Source organism: Streptomyces sp. NPDC006384, from assembly GCF_042870695.1.
In the GTDB taxonomy this organism is placed as follows: domain Bacteria; phylum Actinomycetota; class Actinomycetes; order Streptomycetales; family Streptomycetaceae; genus Streptomyces.
This window is the reverse complement of the sequence record NZ_JBIAHR010000003.1, coordinates 55,209-73,093: the sequence shown is the minus strand read 5'-3', so window position 1 is coordinate 73,093 and position 17,885 is coordinate 55,209. Positions and strand designations below refer to the sequence as shown.

The following is a 17,885-nucleotide window of genomic DNA, read 5'->3' as shown; positions in this document are numbered from 1 at the left end:
GACACCGCCGCGCACCGCACGCCGGAGCGCCGCGTGAAGGGGCCCCGGGCAGACTGCCCGGGGCCCCTTCGTCGTCCCCACGCGCCGCCCTCCCCCTCCGGGCCGCCGTGGCCGGACACCCGCCCGTTGGCGACGGTCCGGGCACGCCGCGTACGCTCGCGCCGTGGTTGATACGACGCCTTTGACCCGTGCCGTGGACGACTTCGCCGACCGGCTGAGGGCCGCCCCGCAGAGCAGACTGCAACGCGGGGCCGCCGCCGAGGCGCTGGCGCTGGCCAGGGAGCTGGCCCGGCGTGCCCAGCTCGTGGAGGAACCGGACGCCGAGCCGAGGGAGATGCCGGACGCGGGGATGTTCGCCGCGGCCGACCAGATCGCCGTCGCCGCGCACGACCTGGCCGTCGTCCTCGCGGACGCGGACCAGGTGGCGGAGGCGGTGCGGCTGGTCGAGGAGGCCCGCGGCCGGGCCGGGGTGTGAGGACGCGGGAGCGCACCGGAGCGCCCGTGACCGGCCGGCGGGAACGCCCGTGGCCGGCGGCGGCGCCCGTGACTACAGGGACGCGATGACCCGGTCCGCCAGGATGTAGACGTTCTCCTCGCCGCAGGCGAAGGTCAGCGCGTAGGCGCCGGAGATGCCCGAGCCGCCCAGGAGGTACGGCGCGTCGCCCGCCCGCAGCGCGGCGGCCAGGCGCTCCGCGGTCTCGCGGTGGCCCGGCGTCATGCACAGGGTGGTGCCGTCGGCGAACACGTACACGTCGAGCGTGCCCAGCGGACCCGGGCGGACGTCCGCCAGCGCGATCCGGGAGCCGGCCAGCTCCTCCAGCACGGCGACGGTGCGCTCGTGGTCGTTCACGTCCGGCGCCGGGCCGGGGACGAAGTCCGGGTGCGAGGGGTGACGGCGGCGGGCCGCGGCCAGCTCGGCGGACTCCCCGGCCGGCTCGTCGGCGTCCGTGCCCGGCTCGGTCACCGGCTCCATGCCCACCAGGTCGGCCTGGCGGGGCAGGAACAGCTCACTGTCGGACAGGCCGAGCAGCAGCGGGGCGTCCGAGGCGTCGCGGGACTCCTGGGCGGCCCAGAAGGCCCGCGCCTCGGCGAGTTCCCGCTCGCGCTCCTCGGCCAGCGCCTCGGCGACGGCGGCGCGTATCTCCTCGGCGTCACCGGCCGTGCGGGCGGCCGGGACCCGGCTCCGCGCGGCGGCGCGGCTCTCGGCCAGCTCGGTGTGCAGGGCCGCGACCTGGCGGCGCAGCACGAGGACAGCGCGCAGGACGGCGACGCCCACGGCGCCGGTGGCGGCCGTGGTGAGCAGCAGGGCGATCGGCATGGTGCTCACTGACGTACTCCCGGTTCAAAGTCGACCCCCGACTTCCTACCTCAGCTTGAAGGGCGAACTAACCGCCTGTCAGTGCGTAACGTCACGAAACGGACTGGGCTTTGGGCCCGGCTGAGGCGGGTGCGGCTGGCCTGACCTGCGTAAACCGGGGGGATGGGAGAGGTAGGTCACATCCTGGGGCAGTTTGGGTCACGAAACGGCCCGGAATCCCGGTGCTCGCGGGATTCCGGGCCGTTGGTGACGCTGGGTCCCCGGAGGGCTACCGACGGCTCCTCGGCGGTCCGGGCGGCCGGTTCAGCTCAGGCGCTCGATGACCATGGCCATGCCCTGGCCGCCGCCGACGCACATCGTCTCCAGACCGAACTGCTTGTCGTGCCACTGGAGGGAGTTGATCAGCGTGCCGGTGATGCGGGCGCCGGTCATGCCGAAGGGGTGGCCGACGGCGATGGCGCCGCCGTTGACGTTGAGCTTCTCCAGCGGGATGCCGAGGTCGCGGTAGGAGGGGATGACCTGCGCGGCGAAGGCCTCGTTGATCTCGACCAGGTCGATGTCGCCGATGGTCAGACCGGCGCGGGCGAGGGCCTGCCTGCTCGCCTCGACCGGGCCCAGGCCCATGATCTCGGGGGAGAGGCCGGAGACGCCGGTGGAGACGATGCGGGCGAGCGGGGTCAGGCCCAGCTCGCGGGCCTTGGTGTCGCTCATGATCACGAGGGCGGCGGCGCCGTCGTTGAGCGGGCAGCAGTTGCCGGCGGTGACCAGGCCGTCGGGGCGGAAGACGGGCTTGAGACCCTGCACGCCCTCCAGGGTGACGCCGGCGCGCGGGCCGTCGTCCTTGGAGACGACGGTGCCGTCGGGGAGGGTGACCGGGGTGATCTCGCGCTCCCAGAAGCCGTTCTTGATGGCCTCCTCGGCGAGATTCTGCGAGCGGACGCCGAACTCGTCCATCTCCTGCCGGGTCACGCCCTTCCAGCGGGCGAGGTTCTCGGCGGTCTGGCCCATCGCGATGTAGGGGTCGGGGAGCAGGCCGTCCTCGCGCGGGTCGTGCCAGGTGGTGCCCTCCTGCTGCGCCACCTCGGCGGTACGGGCCTCGGCCTCGGCGAAGAGGGGGTTGCGGGTGTCCGGCAGGCTGTCGGAGTTGCCCTTGGCGAAGCGGGAGACCATCTCGACGCCGGCCGAGATGAACACGTCGCCCTCGCCGGCCCTGATGGCGTGCAGCGCCATGCGGGAGGTCTGCAGCGAGGAGGAGCAGTACCGGGTGACGGTGCAGCCGGGCAGGTGGTCCATGCCCATCTCGACGGCGACGATCCGGCCGAGGTTGTTGCCCTGCTCGCCGCCGGGCAGACCGCAGCCGAGCATCAGGTCGTCGATGTCCTTCGGGTCCAGCTCCGGGACCTTGGCGAGGGCCGCCTGGACGATCGTGGCGGCCAGGTCGTCGGGGCGCAGGTCCTTCAGGGAGCCCTTGAAGGCGCGGCCGATCGGGGAGCGGGCGGCTGAGACGATCACGGCTTCGGGCATCACGGCTCCAAGGGGCGTCACGGGAACGGGCGGCTGGTTGGGAAGTTACCCGGACGTATGGCCCGGGTCACGGGTGCGGCGGTGTGACATGGACCGCAACTTTCTAAGCGCTTGCTTGGGCATCCGGCGGTCGGACGGACGCGATGCGATGCGATGGGTGCGGGTGCGGGTGCGGGTGCGGGTGCGGGACGTGGCCGGGTGCGGGGCGCGGGTGGCCGGTCGCGTGGTTCCCCGCGCCCCTCCGGGGCACGGCGCGGCCGGCACGGCCGTACCCCCGCCTACCTCGGCCGGACCGGCGTCGCCGGCTCCGCCTCCGTCACCCGCCGGCGCCGGCGGCGCTTGAGCAGGGCCCACGGACCCCGCGGGCCCGCGGGCATCGCCGCCGCGACCTCCGTGCCCGCCTCGTCCACCGCCTCCGCCGCCGCCCGGGCCACCGGCAGGAAGCCCTCACGGCGTGCCGCGTCGGGACGTTCCTCCTCCGCGGGCCACAGACCGAGCGCCGCGCAGACCGACGGCAGCACCGCCATCGCCGCCGTCGCGTACCCCTCCGCGGACGGGTGGTAGTTGTCCGGGCCGAACAGCTCCCGCGGGTTCTCGGCGAACTCCGGGCCCAGCAGGTCCCCCAGCGACACCGTGCGCCCGCCCTGCTCCACCACGCCGATCGTCTGCGCCGCGGCCAGCTGCCGCGAGGCCCGCCGGGCCAGCCAGCGCAGCGGCTGCCGCACCGGCTCGATGGTGCCGAGGTCCGGACAGGTGCCGACCACCACCTCCGCGCCCGTCGTGCGCAGCCGCCGTACCGCCGCCGCCAGGTGCCGCACCGAGCGGGTGGCCGGCATGCGGTGGGTGACGTCGTTCGCACCGATCATGATCACGCAGACGTCGGGTGCCCGGCCGGGGTCGGCGAGCACCAGGGCCACCTGCCGGTCCAGGTCGTCCGAACACGCCCCCGGCAGCGCGACCGAGACGAGCTCCACCGGCCGCTCGGCCACCGCCGCGAGCCCCGACGCGAGCAACGCGCCCGGCGTCTGCCCGGCCCGGTGCACGCCCTGCCCGGCGGCCGTCGAATCACCCAGCATCACCAGCCGCAGCGGCGGCTCGCCCGCCGTCGTCAGGGAGGCCCCGTACAGCCCCTCCGCGTTCGGCACCCGGTCGGGCGTGCCGATGCCCACCCGGCGCCGGGCCAGCTGCACCTCCGCCAGCAGCAGACCGACCGTGGCCGCACCGGCCAGTCCGATACCGCCGCCGCCGTACGCCGCGCCGGCCGCGATCCGCCGGGCCACCCTCGCCCTCGACAAGCTCGTCATACGTCGCCGCCACCTCCTTCGAGCCGTACACCCACTGCTTGCCCCGTACGGACGGTCGCCCAATCTCGACGGGGAGTGAACGCCCGGTACCGGGCACCGGCGCGCCGGCAGGCCATAGGCTGGCGGAACCCACCACGACCACATCTTTCGCGGCATCCGGAGACCACGGTGCAATTCCACGACTCGATGATCAGCCTCGTCGGCAACACCCCGCTGGTGCGGCTCAACAGCGTGACCAAGGGCATCAGGGCGACCGTCCTGGCCAAAGTGGAGTACTTCAACCCGGGCGGCTCGGTGAAGGACCGCATCGCCCTGCGCATGATCGAGGCCGCGGAGCAGAGCGGGGAGCTGCGGCCCGGCGGCACCATCGTCGAGCCGACCAGCGGCAACACGGGCGTCGGCCTCGCCATCGTGGCCCAGCAGAAGGGCTACCGGTGCATCTTCGTCTGCCCGGACAAGGTGTCCACCGACAAGATCAACGTGCTGCGCGCGTACGGCGCCGAGGTCGTCGTCTGCCCGACGGCGGTCGCCCCCGAGCACCCGGACTCCTACTACAACGTCTCCGACCGGCTGGTCCGCGAGACGCCGGGCGCCTGGAAGCCGGACCAGTACTCCAACCCGCACAACCCGCTCTCCCACTACCACTCGACCGGCCCCGAGCTGTGGGAGCAGACGGAGGGCAGGATCACCCACTTCGTCGCCGGCGTCGGCACCGGCGGCACCATCTCCGGCACCGGGCGCTACCTGAAGGAGGCCAGCGAGGGCCGGGTCAAGGTGATCGGCGCCGACCCCGAGGGCTCGGTGTACTCCGGCGGCTCCGGACGCCCGTACCTCGTGGAGGGCGTCGGCGAGGACTTCTGGCCGACGGCCTACGACCGGGAGATCGCGGACGAGATCGTCGCCGTCTCCGACAAGGACTCCTTCCAGATGACCCGCCGCCTCGCCAAGGAGGAGGGCCTGCTGGTGGGCGGCTCCTGCGGCATGGCCGTCGTCGCGGCGCTGAAGGTGGCCGAGCGGCTCGGCGAGGACGACGTGGTCGTCGTCCTGCTGCCGGACAGCGGACGCGGCTACCTCAGCAAGATCTTCAACGACGAGTGGATGAATCAGCACGGCTTCAGTGAAGAACCGGCAACGGAGCCGACCGCAGGAGACGTGCTGAAGCAGAAGGAGGGAGGCACCATTCCGAACTTCGTGCACATGCACCCCGATGAGACTGTTGGGGCCGCGGTGGAGGTACTGAGGGAGTTCGGGGTGTCGCAGATGCCGGTGGTGACCAAGGGAGCCGGGCATCCCGACGTGATGGCCGGAGAAGTGATCGGGGCCGTGGAGGAACGAGTGCTGCTGCACGCGCTTTACGCCGACCACGCCGGGTCGGACGATCCGCTGGACAAGCACATGAGTCAGCCACTGCCGGTAGTCGGATCCGGAGAGCCGGTGGCGCGGATGATGTCCGCACTGGAAGGCCGGGACGCAGTGGTGGTCCTTGTGGACGGCAAGCCCACGGGGGTGGTCACTCGACAAGACCTGCTGGCCTTCCTCGCCGACACCGACTGACAGCCGTTCCTGCTGTACAGCAACAATGCTGCCCGGATGGTCGGAGTACCCCGGCCATCCGCCAGGTTGCCACCGTCCCCGTATCGGCGACCCGGTCGACGCCGACAAGAGCGCTGACGTCACATGGCCGCAGAAGCCGTTGCCTGCTGCCGGTTGAGTATTTCCAGGACCGGCCGTGGAGAAGGTCAGGGAACTGAGCGGCTGGACCCCTGTCTGTCTTCGAGTCGGCCCATCACGAGGCGTGAGTGAGTTTCAGCTTTGCTGAGTACCCGGCTTGCGGGGAATGACTTTGATCAGTCCGGCGTCGAACGGTGCCCGTTTCGAGCGTCCCTTCGGGATGGGGAGAATGATCGCCGCATGCATGATCCGTCCGATGGCCGTGCGCTTCTGCGTCAAGTCCGTCCCGGCCCACTTCGACCGGTTCCAACCCGAGAAGGTGTTTCTCGCGGCCTCCATGGCCGAGTGCTCCCTGCGGTCCTCTTCCAGGGCCTCGATCTGCTCTTCGAGCTGCGGCGTCAACCGGTAGAACTGGTCGTCCGACACGGTTCCCTCCACCCACTTGGACTCGAGGGAGCCCTTCTTGGATTTCAGGGCGGTCAACCGCTCTTCGCCCTCCCACGGAGTGGTCTTCGCCTTCGTACTGGACCTGAGTGCTTGATCGCCTGAGATGCGGGCGTAGTCAATGCCCGGTGTTCGGGCACCCAGCCACTGTTCGAAGGTCAGACCCTGCGCGAGGGCCCGCGTCAGGTCTGGATTCAAGAAACTGCGCGAGGTGCTGGCCACGGCGGACGCGGCGATCGTCCTGGTCGAGGGCAGGCCGACCGGCGTGGTGAGCCGCCAGGACCTGCTGGCGTTCCTCGCCAGGGGCGGGAAGTAGAACGGCTCCGTCCGGACTTCGCGGAAGTGGAACGCGCACGTCATGTCCGCGCAGCACGCGCTTAACACGGACTCGGCAGAGTGAGGGATGTCGGCGAGAGGGCGACGGGGACACCTCCCAGGCGTTGAGCACGGGAGGAGACTTCCCGCCCCGGCCGGCAGCGAACGGCGTCGAGGACCTTCCGGAGCGGCTCCCGGACCTCCACGGACGCCACGGACGCGCCGCCCGGCCGTGAGGCCCGGCACCGCGTCCCCCGCGGGGACCGCCGTCGTCCCGCCCCCCGGTGACGGGGGTGCGGCGGTCCCCGCGGAGTCGTTCCTCAGTCGTCCTTCCAGGCGTCGTCCTGCTCGGTACGGCGGCGCCCGAAGAGGCCCGGAGCGGTCCGGGCGGCCTGCACGACGTTGACCCCGACGATGCCCGCCCAGGCGGTCAGCAGCCCGGGGAGGCCGGCGATGCCGCCGCCGATCGCCGAGAGCGGGACGGCGAGGACCAGCGAGACGATGCCGAAGCCGAAACGCTCCCCGAAGGAGTCGGTGGGCCTCGGCGAGCGGCTGTCGCGGACCGCCGTCATCTGCTGTTCGGCGAGCTGCCGGCGCACCCGGCGTTCCACCACGCCGTCGATGCGCTGGTCGACCTTCTCCAGGAACGAGTCGACCAGTGCGGACTCGTACTCCTCGCCCAGCTCCCTGCGTGTCTGCAGGGTGGCGGCGAGCTCCTTCTTGAGGTCGGCGTCCTGCGCGTCCATTCCCGTCATGCCCTCCACCGTAGGGAGCCGGGGTGAAGGCGTCACTGGGGACAGCCCCCGTCTCCGGGCGGGGGGAAACGGCCGGTACGGAGGGGAGGGCGGGGTGCTCGGCGGCGCGGGGCGCGGTGCTCGCTGTATAACGGTATGCAGGATTCGGGGCGTGAATAGGGTGAGGGGGAGCACGCCATGAGCGGGACCAGCGGGGCCGGTGGGGCCGGCGGGATCAGCGGGACCAGTGGGGCGGACGGTCCGGCCGCGCGGCTTCAGGCGCTCTTCGAGGGATGCCGGCTGACGCCGACACAGCGGCGCATCGCGCACAGCATGGTGCGGCGCGCGTCCGACGTGCCCTTCCTGTCCAGCGTGGAGCTGGCCGAGCTGGCCGGGGTCAGTCAGCCGTCCGTGACCCGTTTCGCCGTGGCCCTCGGCTTCGACGGCTACCCGGCGCTGCGCCGGCACCTGCGCGAGGCCGCCCCCGCGGGCCCGGCGGCGGACACGGGCTCCCGCAACGAGTACCAGCAGGCCGTGGAGGCCGAGATCGCGAACCTGCGGCATCTGGCGGAGGCGCTGGCCGACCCGGGGCCGGTGCGGGAGGCGGGCCGGGTCCTCGCGGGCAGCCGGCCGCTGCCGGTGCTCGGACTGCGGGCGGCGGCCGCGCAGGCGCACGGCTTCGCCTACTTCGCGGCCAAGGTCCACCCCGATGTGCGGCTCCTCAACGAGGGCGGCACGATGCTCCACGACCGCATCGACGCCGCCGTCCGGGCCGGGGCGGACGCCCTGCTCTGCTTCGCCCTGCCCCGGTATCCGCGCGAGGTCGTCGACACGCTCGCCCACGCCAAGGAGGCGGGGCTCACGGTGGTGACCGTCGCCGACTCCGCCTTCGCACCGGTCGCCGAGGCGACCGACCTGCTGCTGCCCGCCGCCGTCGGCACGGGCCTCGCCTTCGACACGGCCTGCGCGCCGATGCTGCTGGGCCGGATGCTGCTGGAGGCGATGTGCGACGGCCTGCCGGACGCGCAGGCCCGGCTGGAGGAGTTCGACGCGAAGGCGGCGGCGCGGGGCCTGTTCGTGGAGTGACCCGGAGGGCGGACGCGTTCTCAGATTCGTCTCAGCTTGCCCCGTTACAGTACGGCGCCTGGCACAGCCTTCGGAGGCATCGCACAGCGGACAGAACCGGGACGGGAGGCAGGAACGTGGCTCGCGGAGGACAGGGACTGGCTCGGGTCGCCGTCGTCGTACGGGCGGGGGCGGCACCACTGTGGTGGCTGGGCGTGCTCGCGGCCGGCATCGGCGCCCTGGTGCCCGGACCGACCGGGCGCCGGATCGGGGTCCTGGCCGGTGCGGCGCTGTTCGTCGTGGCGGCGGCCCTCGTGGCCTTTGTACGCCGCAAGCGGTACGCCGCCCTGGCCGCGTCGGCCGTCCGCGCGGGTAAGCACGACGTGCTCCAGGACCGCGCGGTGACCGTCCGCAACTGGCGCCGGGGCCACCGCTGGTGGCTGCTGCTCGCCTTCCTCGCCGCGCTCGGCAGCTCCTTCGCCGTGCCCGCCGCGGCCGGGCTGCTCATGGCCGGCTGCGGCGTGGGCCTGTGGCTGAAGTCGGCCTGGATCGGCCGCCGCGAGCAGGACGGGGACGCCCTGCTGTGGGTCCGCGTGGACTGGCTCGCCCGGGGCGCCGGCCGTCCGGCGGGCAAGGCCGTCAAGTCCTACCGCAGCACGGGCATCGCGGCCGGCGACGCGGCCCCGGGCGGGGCGAGGCGCAAGACGCCGGCGCTGGTCTGACCGGGAGCGCTGCGGCACCCCGCGAGCGGCGGGGCGCGGCACCGTCCGGTGAGCGGCGGGGGCGTGCCACGGTGCGGCCCCGCCGCTCACCGGGGTGGGCTCCGCCGCGCCTGCCTACCGGCCGCGGGAGTCACCCGCGCCCGCGCGGCGGAGGGCGTCGGTCAGGGAGGCGGCATGCTCCCCTCCCGCCTCGGCCACGATCTCCCCGACGCTCTGGGCCTCCCGCACGGTCGCGAAGGCAACGCCCCCCGAACCGTCCGCCACGAACCCGTACACCCCGGGCCGCGCCAGCGAGTTGTACGCGTAGTGGTGCGCGAAGTAGTACGCCCCCGTGTCCAGGACCGCCGCGTAGTCCCCCTGTTCCAGCAGCGGCAGCGCACGCCCCGCCGCCAGCAGGTCGCCCGCGAAGCAGGCCGGTCCCGCCACGTCCTGCACCACGTCCGGCCCTTTCTTCGGCAGCCCCTCGGCGTCGTACGCGGCGATCCGCAGCGGCCACGCCTGCGGCGCGTACACCGTCCGCGTCGCCACCTGCACGCCCGCGTGCGTCACCGCGACCGGCCGGCCCCCGGCGCTCTTGGCGTACTCCACGCGGGCCACGACCGTGCCGTGCTCGGCCAGCAGCGACCGCCCGAACTCGGTGACCAGCCCGTACCGCCCGTCGAACAGTCCCGGCACCGCCTCGCGCAGCACCCGCGCGTACTGCGCGTACGTCGGGGTCGTCTCCTCCGAGGCGAAGTTCACGGGCAGCCCGCCGCCGATGTCGAGGGTGTCCACCTGACGGCGCCCGGCCCGCCCGTTGATCTCCTCGGCGAGCGCGTACGCGGCGGCCACCCCCTCGGCCATCAGGGACAGCGGGACCCCCTGGGAGCCGGTGTGCGCGTGCAGCCGGGTCAGCCACGGGCGGTCCAGATACGCCCGGACCACCCACTCGCGCGCCCCCTCGTCGCGCAGCGCCACGCCGAACTTCGAGGTTGCCGTGGCCGTGGACAGCGCCTCGATGGAGCCGGCCCCCACCTGCGGGTTCACCCGGAGCCCGAGCGGGGAGCGGCTCGGTGACGCCGCCATCAGGGCGTCGATGCGCTCCAGTTCCTGCGGGTTGTCCGCGTTGACGGCGATGCCCAGCGCCAGCGCCTCGCGCAGCTCGTCCGGCGTCTTGGCGGGCGAGTCCAGCACGGTCCGTTCCGCCGGGACGCCCGCCGCCCGGGCCAGGGCCAGCTCGCCGGGGCTCGCGACCTCGGCGCCGATGCCCTCCTCGTGCAGCAGCCGCACCACCGGGACCAGCGGCGTCGCCTTCACCGCGAAGGCGTGCAGCACGGGTGTCCCCGGTGCCGTCACCGCTTCGAACGCCGCCCGCAGGGCCGCCGCCGACTCCCGGATGCCGGCGATGTCCAGCAGTCCGGCGATCGGGGCGTCGGGCCCGAGCAGCCCCTGCTCCACGGCCGCCCGCACCGCCCCGTCCCGCCGGGCGGCCCGCACCGCGCCGGTGCCGTCCATGTCCCCGTCCGTGCTCGTGCTGTCGTTCACGCGCTCCTCCGTCCCCTCGTCCGCCTGCCGGTCCTCCTGCCCGTCCGGCCAGGCATCCAGCCAAACACCCGCGACGCGTCCGGTGCCGGGACACGGACCTATTGACTAGCTTTATTCACAGGGCGAGGATATGAATATCCGCAGTATTCATCCGCCGGGAGCAAGCCACCAGGAGGCAGACCATGTCCGGATCCCGCCCGCCCGTCTCCCCCCACCACCCTCAACCGAGGCCCTCCGGGCCGTCCCCCAGGCTTGTCCGAGCGCCGCGCGGCACCGAGCCGAGCGCCCTGGGCTGGCAGCAGGAGGCCGCCCTGCGGATGCTGCAGAACAACCTCGACCCCGAGGTCGCCGAGCACCCCGACAAGCTCGTCGTCTACGGCGGCACCGGCAAGGCCGCCCGTGACTGGCGCTCCTTCGACGCCATGGTCCGCACCCTGAAGACCCTCAGGCAGGACGAGACGATGCTCGTCCAGTCGGGCCGCCCGGTCGGCGTCATGCAGACCCACGAGTGGGCCCCGCGCGTCCTCATCGCCAACTCCAACCTGGTGGGCGACTGGGCGAACTGGGAGGAGTTCCGCCGCCTGGAGCAGCTCGGCCTGACCATGTACGGGCAGATGACGGCCGGCTCCTGGATCTACATCGGCACCCAGGGCATCCTCCAGGGCACCTACGAGACCTTCGCCGCCGTCGCCGCCAAGAAGTTCGGCGGCACCCTCGCCGGGACCATCACCCTCACCGCCGGCCTCGGCGGCATGGGCGGCGCCCAGCCGCTGGCCGTGACGATGAACGACGGCGTCGCGATCTGCATCGACTGCGACCCGCGCGCCATCGAACGCCGCATCGAGCACCGCTACCTGGACGTGAAGGCCGACAGCCTCGCCCACGCCCTCCGGCTCGCCACCGAGGCCCGCGACGCCCGGCGCCCGCTCTCCATCGGCCTGCTCGGCAACGCGGCCGAACTCCTGCCGCGGATGCTCGCCGAGGGCGCCCCCGTCGACATCGTCACCGACCAGACCTCGGCCCACGACCCCCTGTCGTACCTCCCCGTCGGGATCGCCTTCGAGGACATGGCCGACGCCGCCGCCAAGGACCCGGCCGGCTTCACCACCCGCGCCCGCGAGTCCATGGCCCGGCACGTCGAGGCCATGGTCGGCTTCCAGGACGCCGGCGCCGAGGTCTTCGACTACGGCAACTCCATCCGCGGCGAGGCCCAGCTCGCCGGATACGACCGGGCCTTCGCCTTCCCCGGCTTCGTCCCCGCCTACATCCGCCCCCTGTTCTGCGAGGGCAAGGGCCCCTTCCGCTGGGCCGCCCTCTCCGGCGACCCCGCCGACATCGCCAGGACCGACAAGGCCGTCCTCGACCTCTTCCCCGAGAACGAGTCCCTGGCCCGCTGGATCAGGATGGCCGGTGAGCGCGTCCACTTCCAGGGCCTGCCCGCCCGCATCTGCTGGCTCGGCTACGGCGAACGCGACAAGGCCGGCGAGCGCTTCAACGACATGGTCGCGAGCGGCGAACTGGCCGCGCCGATCGTCATCGGCCGCGACCACCTCGACTGCGGCTCCGTCGCCTCCCCCTACCGCGAGACCGAGGCCATGCTCGACGGCTCCGACGCCATCGCCGACTGGCCGCTGCTCAACGCCATGGTCAACGTGGCCTCCGGCGCCTCCTGGGTGTCGATCCACCACGGCGGCGGCGTCGGCATGGGCCGATCGATCCACGCCGGGCAGGTCACGGTCGCCGACGGCACCCCGCTGGCCGGAGAGAAGATCCGCCGGGTCCTCACCAACGACCCCGGCATGGGCGTCGTCCGACACGTCGACGCCGGGTACGACATCGCGGAGTCCGTCGCCGAGCAGCGGGGCGTACGGGTGCCCATGCGCGAGGGCGACGGGACCCACGAGGCGCACGAGGGTGACGGCGCGTGAGCTTCCACAGCATGTGGGCGGAGCTGCTGCCGGTCGGCCGCAGCTCCGCCTCCGGCGGCTACCGCCGCTTCGCCTGGACCGGCGCCGACGCCGACTGCCGGGCCTGGTTCCGGCAGCAGGCCGAGACCCGCGGACTGGCCTACGAGACCGACCGCAACGGCAACCAGTGGGCCTGGCTGGGCGACCCGGCCGCGGGCGACGCCGTCGTCACCGGCTCCCACCTGGACTCCGTCCCCGACGGCGGCGCCTTCGACGGCCCCCTCGGCGTGGTCTCCGCCTTCGCGGCCCTGGACGAACTGCGCCACAGGGAAGCGCGGATCACCAGACCGCTGGGCATCGTCAACTTCGGCGACGAGGAGGGCGCCCGCTTCGGCCTCGCCTGCGTCGGCTCCCGGCTCACCGCCGGAGCCCTCACCGTCGAACAGGCCCACCGCCTCACCGACGCCGACGGCATCACCCTCCCTCAGGCCATGGAGTCCGCCGGCCACGACCCGGACGCCATCGGCCCCGACCCCGAACGCCTCGGCCGCATCGGCGCCTTCGTCGAGCTCCACGTCGAACAGGGCCGCGCCCTCGACCTGTCCGGCGACCGGATCGGCATCGCGTCCGCCATCTGGCCGCACGGACGCTGGCGGTTCGACTTCCGCGGCGAGGCCAACCACGCCGGCACCACCCGCCTCGCCGACCGCCGCGACCCCATGCTGTCCTACGCCGAGACCGTCCTCGCCGCCCGCCGGGAGGCCGAACTCGCCGGTGCCGTCGCCACCTTCGGCAAGGTCGCCGTCGAGCCGAACGGCGTCAACGCCGTCCCCTCCCTCGTCCGCGGCTGGCTCGACTCCCGCGCCGCCGACCAGGAGAGCCTGGACACCGTCGTCACCGGCATCGAGCGGGCCGCCCGCGAGTACGCCACCGCCCACGGCGTCGACCTCGACGTCGTCCGCGAGTCCTTCACGCCCGTCGTCGAGTTCGACCACGCCCTGCGCGACGAACTCGCCCGCATCCTGGGCAGCGACACGGAACTGAAGGTCCCCGTCCTCGGCACGGGCGCCGGACACGACGCCGGAATCCTCTCCGGACGCGTCCCGACCGCCATGCTGTTCGTACGCAACCCCACCGGCGTCTCGCACTCCCCGGCCGAGTACGCCGCCGAGGACGACTGCGTGGCCGGGGTGACCGCACTCGCCGACGTACTGGAAGGGCTGGCCCGCACGTGACCCCCACCCCGCGGACGTACTGGCTGGAACACGCCTGGCTCGGCACCTACGTCGAGCCGGGCGTCGCCGTGGACGTGAGCGACGGCCGCATCACCGCCGTCCGCACGGACACCCCCGCCCCGCCGCCCGGCGCCGAGATCCTGCGCGGCCTCACCCTGCCGGGACTCGCCAACGCGCACTCGCACGCCTTCCACCGCGCCCTGCGCGGCACCGTCCAGGTCGGCTCCGGCACCTTCTGGACCTGGCGCGAGGTCATGTACTCGGTCGCCGACCGGCTGACCCCCGAGACCTACCGCGACCTCGCCCGCGCGGTGTACGCCGAGATGGCCCTGGCCGGCATCACCGCCGTCGGCGAGTTCCACTACCTCCACCACGCCCCCGGCGGCACCCCCTACGCCGACCCCAACGAGATGGGCGAGGCCCTGATCGAGGCCGCCGCCGACGCCGGCATCCGCATCACCCTCCTCGACACCTGCTACCTGTCCTCCGGCTTCGGCGAGCCTCCCAGCACCCACCAGCTCCGCTTCTCCGACGGGACGGCGGACGCCTGGGCCGAGCGCTGTTCGGTTCTCGGGGAACGGGACCACGCACGGATCGGTGCCGCGGTCCACTCCGTACGGGCCGTGCCCGCAGGCCAGTTGGCGACGGTGGCGCGCTGGGCGGAGGAGCGGCGGGCCCCGCTGCACGTGCACCTGTCCGAGCAGACCGCCGAGAACGACGCCTGCCTGCGGGCCCACGGATGCACCCCGGCCCGCCTCCTCGCCGACCACGGCGTGCTCGGCCCCCGCACCACCGGCGTCCACAACACCCACCTCACCGACGAGGACATCGCCCTGCTCGGCGGCAGCCGCACCGGCACCTGCATGTGCCCGACCACCGAACGCGACCTCGCCGACGGCATCGGCCCCGCGGCCGCCCTCCAGCGGGCCGGCTCCCCGCTCTCCCTCGGCTCCGACAGCCACGCCGTCATCGACCTGCTGGAAGAGGCGCGCGCCATGGAGCTGAACGAGCGGCTGCGCACCCGCACCCGCGGCCACTGGACCGCCGCCGCCCTGCTGCGCGCCGCCGGCGCCGACGGCCACGCCGCCCTCGGCTGGGACGACACCGGCCGCATCGAGGCAGGCGCCCGTGCAGACCTCACCACGATCGCCCTCGACTCGGTCAGGACAGCCGGACCGCTGCCCAGGCTCGGCGCCGAGACGGCCGTATTCGCCGCGACCGCGGCGGACGTACGGCACACGGTCGTGGGCGGACGGCACGTCGTGCGCGACGGGGCGCACACCCTCGTGCCCGACGTCCCCCGGGCTCTCGCGCGGGCCGTGGAAGCCCTGCGCGCATGACCACCCGCCCCCGCCCCCACGAGGACGCCACGGACCCCATGAGCAGCAGCACCGTCATCACCAACATCGCCGCACTCGTCACCAACGACCCCTCCCTCGGCGACGGGACCCCCCTCGGACTGGTCCGGGACGCGGCCGTCGTCATCGAGGGCGACCGCATCGCGTGGACCGGTGGATCAAGCAAAGCACCCGCCACCGACAACCGCGTCGACGCGGGCGGCCGGGCCGTCCTCCCCGGCTTCGTCGACTCCCACTCCCACCTCCTCTTCGCGGGCGACCGCACCGAGGAGTTCAACGCCCGCATGTCCGGCCGCCCCTACAGCGCCGGCGGCATCCGCACCACCGTCGCCGCCACCCGCGCCGCCACCGACGAGGAACTCGAGGCGAACCTCACCCGTCACCTCGCCGAGGCCCTCCGCCAGGGCACCACGACCTTCGAGACCAAGTCCGGCTACGGCCTGACCACCGCCGACGAGTCCCGCGCCCTGCGCATCGCCGCCCGCCACACCGACGAGGTGACGTTCCTCGGCGCCCACATCGTCGCCCCCGAACTCGCCGGCGACCCGGCCGCCTACGTCGACCTCGTCACCGGCGAGATGCTCGACGCCTGCGCCCCGCACGCCCGCTGGATCGACGTCTTCTGCGAGCAGGGCGCCTTCGACGGCGACCAGGCCCGCGCCATCCTCACCGCGGGCAAGGCCAAGGGCCTGCACCCGCGCGTCCACGCCAACCAGCTCTCCTACGGCCCCGGAGTGCAGCTCGCCGTCGAACTCGACGCCGCCAGCGCCGACCACTGCACCCACCTCACCGACGCCGACGTGGACGCCCTGGCGAACAGCCGCACCGTCGCCACCCTGCTGCCCGGCGCCGAGTTCTCCACCCGCGCCCGGTGGCCCGACGCCCGCCGCCTCCTCGACGCCGGCGTCACGGTCGCGCTCTCCACCGACTGCAACCCCGGCTCGTCCTTCACCTCCTCCGTCCCCTTCTGCATCGCGCTCGCCGTGCGCGACATGGGGATGACCCCGGACGAGGCCGTCTGGTCGGCCACCGCCGGCGGCGCCGCCGCCCTGCGCCGCGACGACATCGGACGCATCACCCCGGGCGCCCGTGCCGACCTGACCCTCCTCGACGCCCCGAGCCACGTCCACCTGGCCTACCGGCCCGGCGTGCCCCTGGTCGAGGCCGTGTGGCGGCGCGGCGTACGCGTGGTGTGACGCCGCCGCCCGCGGGGACCGCGCGGGAGCGACGGCGGACGCCCGTCGCCCCTGCGCTACGGTCACGGCCGGGGAGAGGGGGACGGATGACGAAGCACTGGTCGGCTCCGCTGCCGGTGAACCTGCTGCTCGGGATCCCGGGCGTGGTGCCCGTCCGGCTGCTGTGGTACTACCTGCCGAACGGGCCGCTCGCGACGGCCGGCCTGACGACGCGTGAACCCACCGAGAACGACGGCGTGCTGGGCCGGCTGCTGATCGCCGCCCCCGTCGCCGCGCTCTTCGGCATGCTGTGGTGGCTGGCCAACGCGCCGCTGCGGCGCAGGACGGCGCTCACCCCCGGGACCTACCGGCTGCTCAGCGTCCTGGCCCCGCTCCTCCCGACGGCCGCCCTGTTCGTCAACACCCGGACGGGCGACTGAGGAAGAGCCGGCAGGCACGGAACCCGGGAGGAGACCCGGAGAGGGGCGGTCCGGACCGGACCGCCCCTCTGGGGAGGACGAGCGTCACCCGGTGAGGATCACTCCTCGACCGTCAGTCCCTTGCGCAGCCGTACCAGCGTGCGCGACAGGAGCCGGGACACGTGCATCTGGGAGATGCCGAGTTCCTCGCCGATCTCCGACTGGGTCATGCCCGCCACGAAGCGCAGGGACAGGATCTTCCGGTCCCGGGGCCGCAGTTCGGCGATCAGGGGCTTGAGCGACTCGACGTACTCGATGCCCTCGAGCCCGTGGTCCTCGTAGCCGATGCGGTCGGCGAGCGCCCCCTCCGCGTCGTCCTCCTCCGGCTGGGCGTCCAGCGAGGAGGCGGTGTAGGCGTTGGACGCCGCCATGCCCTCGAGCACCTCGTCCTCGGACAGGCCGAGGTGCTCGGCGAGTTCGGACACGGTCGGGGAGCGGTCCAGGCGCTGGGCCAGCTCGTCACCGGCCTTGGCCAGGTCGAGCCGGAGCTCCTGCAGCCGGCGCGGGACGCGCACGGACCACGAGGTGTCACGGAAGAAACGCTTGATCTCGCCGATGATGGTCGGCATCGCGAAGGTGGGGAACTCCACCCCGCGGGACATCTCGAAGCGGTCGATCGCCTTGATCAGGCCGATCGTGCCGACCTGGATGATGTCCTCCATCGGCTCGCTGCGGGAGCGGAAGCGGGAGGCGGCGAACTTGACCAGGGCGAGGTTGAGCTCGACGAGCGTGTTGCGTACGTACGCGTGTTCGTGAGTGCCTTCCTCCAGCGACTCCAGTCGCTCGAAGAGGGTCTTGGACAGGGCTCGGGCGTCCGCCGGAGCGACCTCGTCGTAGGCGGGGATGTCCGGAAGTCCGGCGAGTGCGCCGTCGCGGTCGACGAGCGCGTCGTGCTGCTCGATGGGATCCAGATGTTCCGGAGGGAGTGTCGACGTCGCTTTTCGGGTACGCGGTCCGTCGAGCCGGGGTGACATGATGTCCTCCATCGTTCTCGGCATACGGCTGCCGAAGCCAATTCGTGCACTGCGGTGTGCGGCGCCTCCAAAGCCGGCCGTGTCGGGTACGTGTCTCTCCTAGCCCTACCGGGTTTACCGAGGCCACCGCAAGTGT

General features: G+C 73.2%; 16 protein-coding genes. 9 read left to right on the top strand and 7 right to left on the bottom strand.

Annotation, left to right across the window (positions count from 1 at the left end):
• Window positions 1-163: 163 nt before the first annotated feature.
• Window positions 164-475, top strand: a complete 312-nt coding sequence (locus tag ACFYOJ_RS04485) for a hypothetical protein (RefSeq protein ID WP_356554378.1) — start codon at window positions 164-166, stop codon at window positions 473-475.
• Window positions 476-547: 72 nt separating this feature from the next.
• Here the strand turns inward: ACFYOJ_RS04485 and ACFYOJ_RS04480 are convergent, their stop codons facing one another.
• The 3 genes from ACFYOJ_RS04480 to ACFYOJ_RS04470 all read right to left on the bottom strand — a co-directional run bounded on the left by ACFYOJ_RS04480 (window position 548) and on the right by ACFYOJ_RS04470 (window position 4,146).
• The gene (locus ACFYOJ_RS04480; protein ID WP_356554376.1) at window positions 548-1,327 is read right to left on the bottom strand and encodes a hypothetical protein; all 780 of its coding nucleotides are present in this window, start codon (window positions 1,325-1,327) and stop codon (window positions 548-550) included.
• A gap of 294 nt (window positions 1,328-1,621) precedes the next feature.
• Window positions 1,622-2,842, bottom strand: a complete 1,221-nt coding sequence (locus tag ACFYOJ_RS04475) for an acetyl-CoA C-acetyltransferase (protein ID WP_356554375.1) — start codon at window positions 2,840-2,842, stop codon at window positions 1,622-1,624.
• A 278-nt stretch (window positions 2,843-3,120) separates the two neighbouring features.
• The gene (locus ACFYOJ_RS04470; RefSeq protein ID WP_356554374.1) at window positions 3,121-4,146 is read right to left on the bottom strand and encodes an SGNH/GDSL hydrolase family protein; all 1,026 of its coding nucleotides are present in this window, start codon (window positions 4,144-4,146) and stop codon (window positions 3,121-3,123) included.
• Between the two features lie 168 nt (window positions 4,147-4,314).
• Between ACFYOJ_RS04470 and ACFYOJ_RS04465 the strand changes: the two genes are divergently transcribed.
• Window positions 4,315-5,700: a cystathionine beta-synthase gene (locus ACFYOJ_RS04465; protein ID WP_356554372.1), complete on the top strand. Its 1,386-nt coding sequence runs from the start codon at window positions 4,315-4,317 to the stop codon at window positions 5,698-5,700.
• Window positions 5,701-5,952: 252 nt separating this feature from the next.
• Here ACFYOJ_RS04465 and ACFYOJ_RS04460 read toward each other — a convergent pair whose 3' ends face one another.
• Window positions 5,953-6,483, bottom strand: a complete 531-nt coding sequence (locus ACFYOJ_RS04460; protein ID WP_356554370.1) for a hypothetical protein — start codon at window positions 6,481-6,483, stop codon at window positions 5,953-5,955.
• A 413-nt stretch (window positions 6,484-6,896) separates the two neighbouring features.
• Window positions 6,897-7,322: a hypothetical protein gene (locus tag ACFYOJ_RS04455; RefSeq protein ID WP_356554554.1), complete on the bottom strand. Its 426-nt coding sequence runs from the start codon at window positions 7,320-7,322 to the stop codon at window positions 6,897-6,899.
• A gap of 186 nt (window positions 7,323-7,508) precedes the next feature.
• On the opposite strand from ACFYOJ_RS04455, the gene ACFYOJ_RS04450 reads away from it, so the two are divergent.
• Together ACFYOJ_RS04450 and ACFYOJ_RS04445 are read left to right on the top strand one after the other, a co-directional pair.
• Window positions 7,509-8,396 (top strand): MurR/RpiR family transcriptional regulator, encoded by an 888-nt coding sequence (locus ACFYOJ_RS04450; protein ID WP_356554368.1) that lies wholly within the window; start codon window positions 7,509-7,511, stop codon window positions 8,394-8,396.
• Window positions 8,397-8,512: 116 nt separating this feature from the next.
• The gene (locus tag ACFYOJ_RS04445; protein ID WP_356554367.1) at window positions 8,513-9,097 is read left to right on the top strand and encodes a hypothetical protein; all 585 of its coding nucleotides are present in this window, start codon (window positions 8,513-8,515) and stop codon (window positions 9,095-9,097) included.
• A 114-nt stretch (window positions 9,098-9,211) separates the two neighbouring features.
• On the opposite strand, the gene ACFYOJ_RS04440 is transcribed toward ACFYOJ_RS04445, so the two are convergent.
• Window positions 9,212-10,591 carry a diaminopimelate decarboxylase gene (locus ACFYOJ_RS04440; RefSeq protein ID WP_356554552.1) on the bottom strand — a complete coding sequence of 460 codons (1,380 nt, stop codon included), beginning with the start codon at window positions 10,589-10,591 and terminating at the stop codon, window positions 9,212-9,214.
• Between the two features lie 212 nt (window positions 10,592-10,803).
• Here ACFYOJ_RS04440 and hutU point away from each other — a divergent pair, with 212 nt between their 5' ends.
• The 5 genes from hutU to ACFYOJ_RS04415 all read left to right on the top strand — a co-directional run bounded on the left by hutU (window position 10,804) and on the right by ACFYOJ_RS04415 (window position 16,736).
• Complete coding sequence (gene hutU, locus ACFYOJ_RS04435) at window positions 10,804-12,549, top strand: urocanate hydratase (protein ID WP_356554365.1); 1,746 nt, start codon at window positions 10,804-10,806, stop codon at window positions 12,547-12,549.
• Window positions 12,546-13,763: an allantoate amidohydrolase gene (locus ACFYOJ_RS04430; protein WP_356554364.1), complete on the top strand. Its 1,218-nt coding sequence runs from the start codon at window positions 12,546-12,548 to the stop codon at window positions 13,761-13,763. The genes hutU and ACFYOJ_RS04430 overlap by 4 nt, the downstream gene beginning before the upstream one ends.
• Window positions 13,760-15,103, top strand: coding sequence for a formimidoylglutamate deiminase (locus ACFYOJ_RS04425; protein WP_356554362.1), 1,344 nt, complete (start codon window positions 13,760-13,762; stop codon window positions 15,101-15,103). Before ACFYOJ_RS04430 ends, ACFYOJ_RS04425 begins: the two co-directional genes overlap by 4 nt.
• Window positions 15,104-15,141: 38 nt before the next feature.
• Entirely contained in the window at window positions 15,142-16,317 is a 1,176-nt protein-coding gene (hutI, locus tag ACFYOJ_RS04420) for an imidazolonepropionase (RefSeq protein ID WP_356554550.1), read from the top strand.
• Window positions 16,318-16,403: 86 nt separating this feature from the next.
• On the top strand, window positions 16,404-16,736 hold the full coding sequence (locus ACFYOJ_RS04415; RefSeq protein WP_356554361.1) for a hypothetical protein: 333 nt from the start codon (window positions 16,404-16,406) through the stop codon (window positions 16,734-16,736).
• Between the two features lie 98 nt (window positions 16,737-16,834).
• On the opposite strand, the gene ACFYOJ_RS04410 is transcribed toward ACFYOJ_RS04415, so the two are convergent.
• Entirely contained in the window at window positions 16,835-17,749 is a 915-nt protein-coding gene (locus tag ACFYOJ_RS04410) for an RNA polymerase sigma factor SigF (RefSeq protein WP_356554359.1), read from the bottom strand.
• Between the last annotated feature and the right edge of the window lie 136 nt (window positions 17,750-17,885).

Excerpts from the sequence above, each read along its gene's own strand:
- hutU (WP_356554365.1), top strand. The coding sequence starts at position 10,804 with ATGTCCGGATCCCGCCCGCCCGTCTCCCCCCACCACCCTCAACCGAGG.
- hutI (WP_356554550.1), top strand. The coding sequence starts at position 15,142 with ATGAGCAGCAGCACCGTCATCACCAACATCGCCGCACTCGTCACCAAC.
- ACFYOJ_RS04410 (WP_356554359.1), bottom strand. The coding sequence starts at position 17,749 with ATGTCACCCCGGCTCGACGGACCGCGTACCCGAAAAGCGACGTCGACA.
- ACFYOJ_RS04440 (WP_356554552.1), bottom strand. The coding sequence starts at position 10,591 with ATGGACGGCACCGGCGCGGTGCGGGCCGCCCGGCGGGACGGGGCGGTG.
- ACFYOJ_RS04470 (WP_356554374.1), bottom strand. The coding sequence starts at position 4,146 with ATGACGAGCTTGTCGAGGGCGAGGGTGGCCCGGCGGATCGCGGCCGGC.
- ACFYOJ_RS04450 (WP_356554368.1), top strand. The coding sequence starts at position 7,509 with ATGAGCGGGACCAGCGGGGCCGGTGGGGCCGGCGGGATCAGCGGGACC.
- ACFYOJ_RS04455 (WP_356554554.1), bottom strand. The coding sequence starts at position 7,322 with ATGGACGCGCAGGACGCCGACCTCAAGAAGGAGCTCGCCGCCACCCTG.
- ACFYOJ_RS04415 (WP_356554361.1), top strand. The coding sequence starts at position 16,404 with ATGACGAAGCACTGGTCGGCTCCGCTGCCGGTGAACCTGCTGCTCGGG.
- ACFYOJ_RS04475 (WP_356554375.1), bottom strand. The coding sequence starts at position 2,842 with ATGCCCGAAGCCGTGATCGTCTCAGCCGCCCGCTCCCCGATCGGCCGC.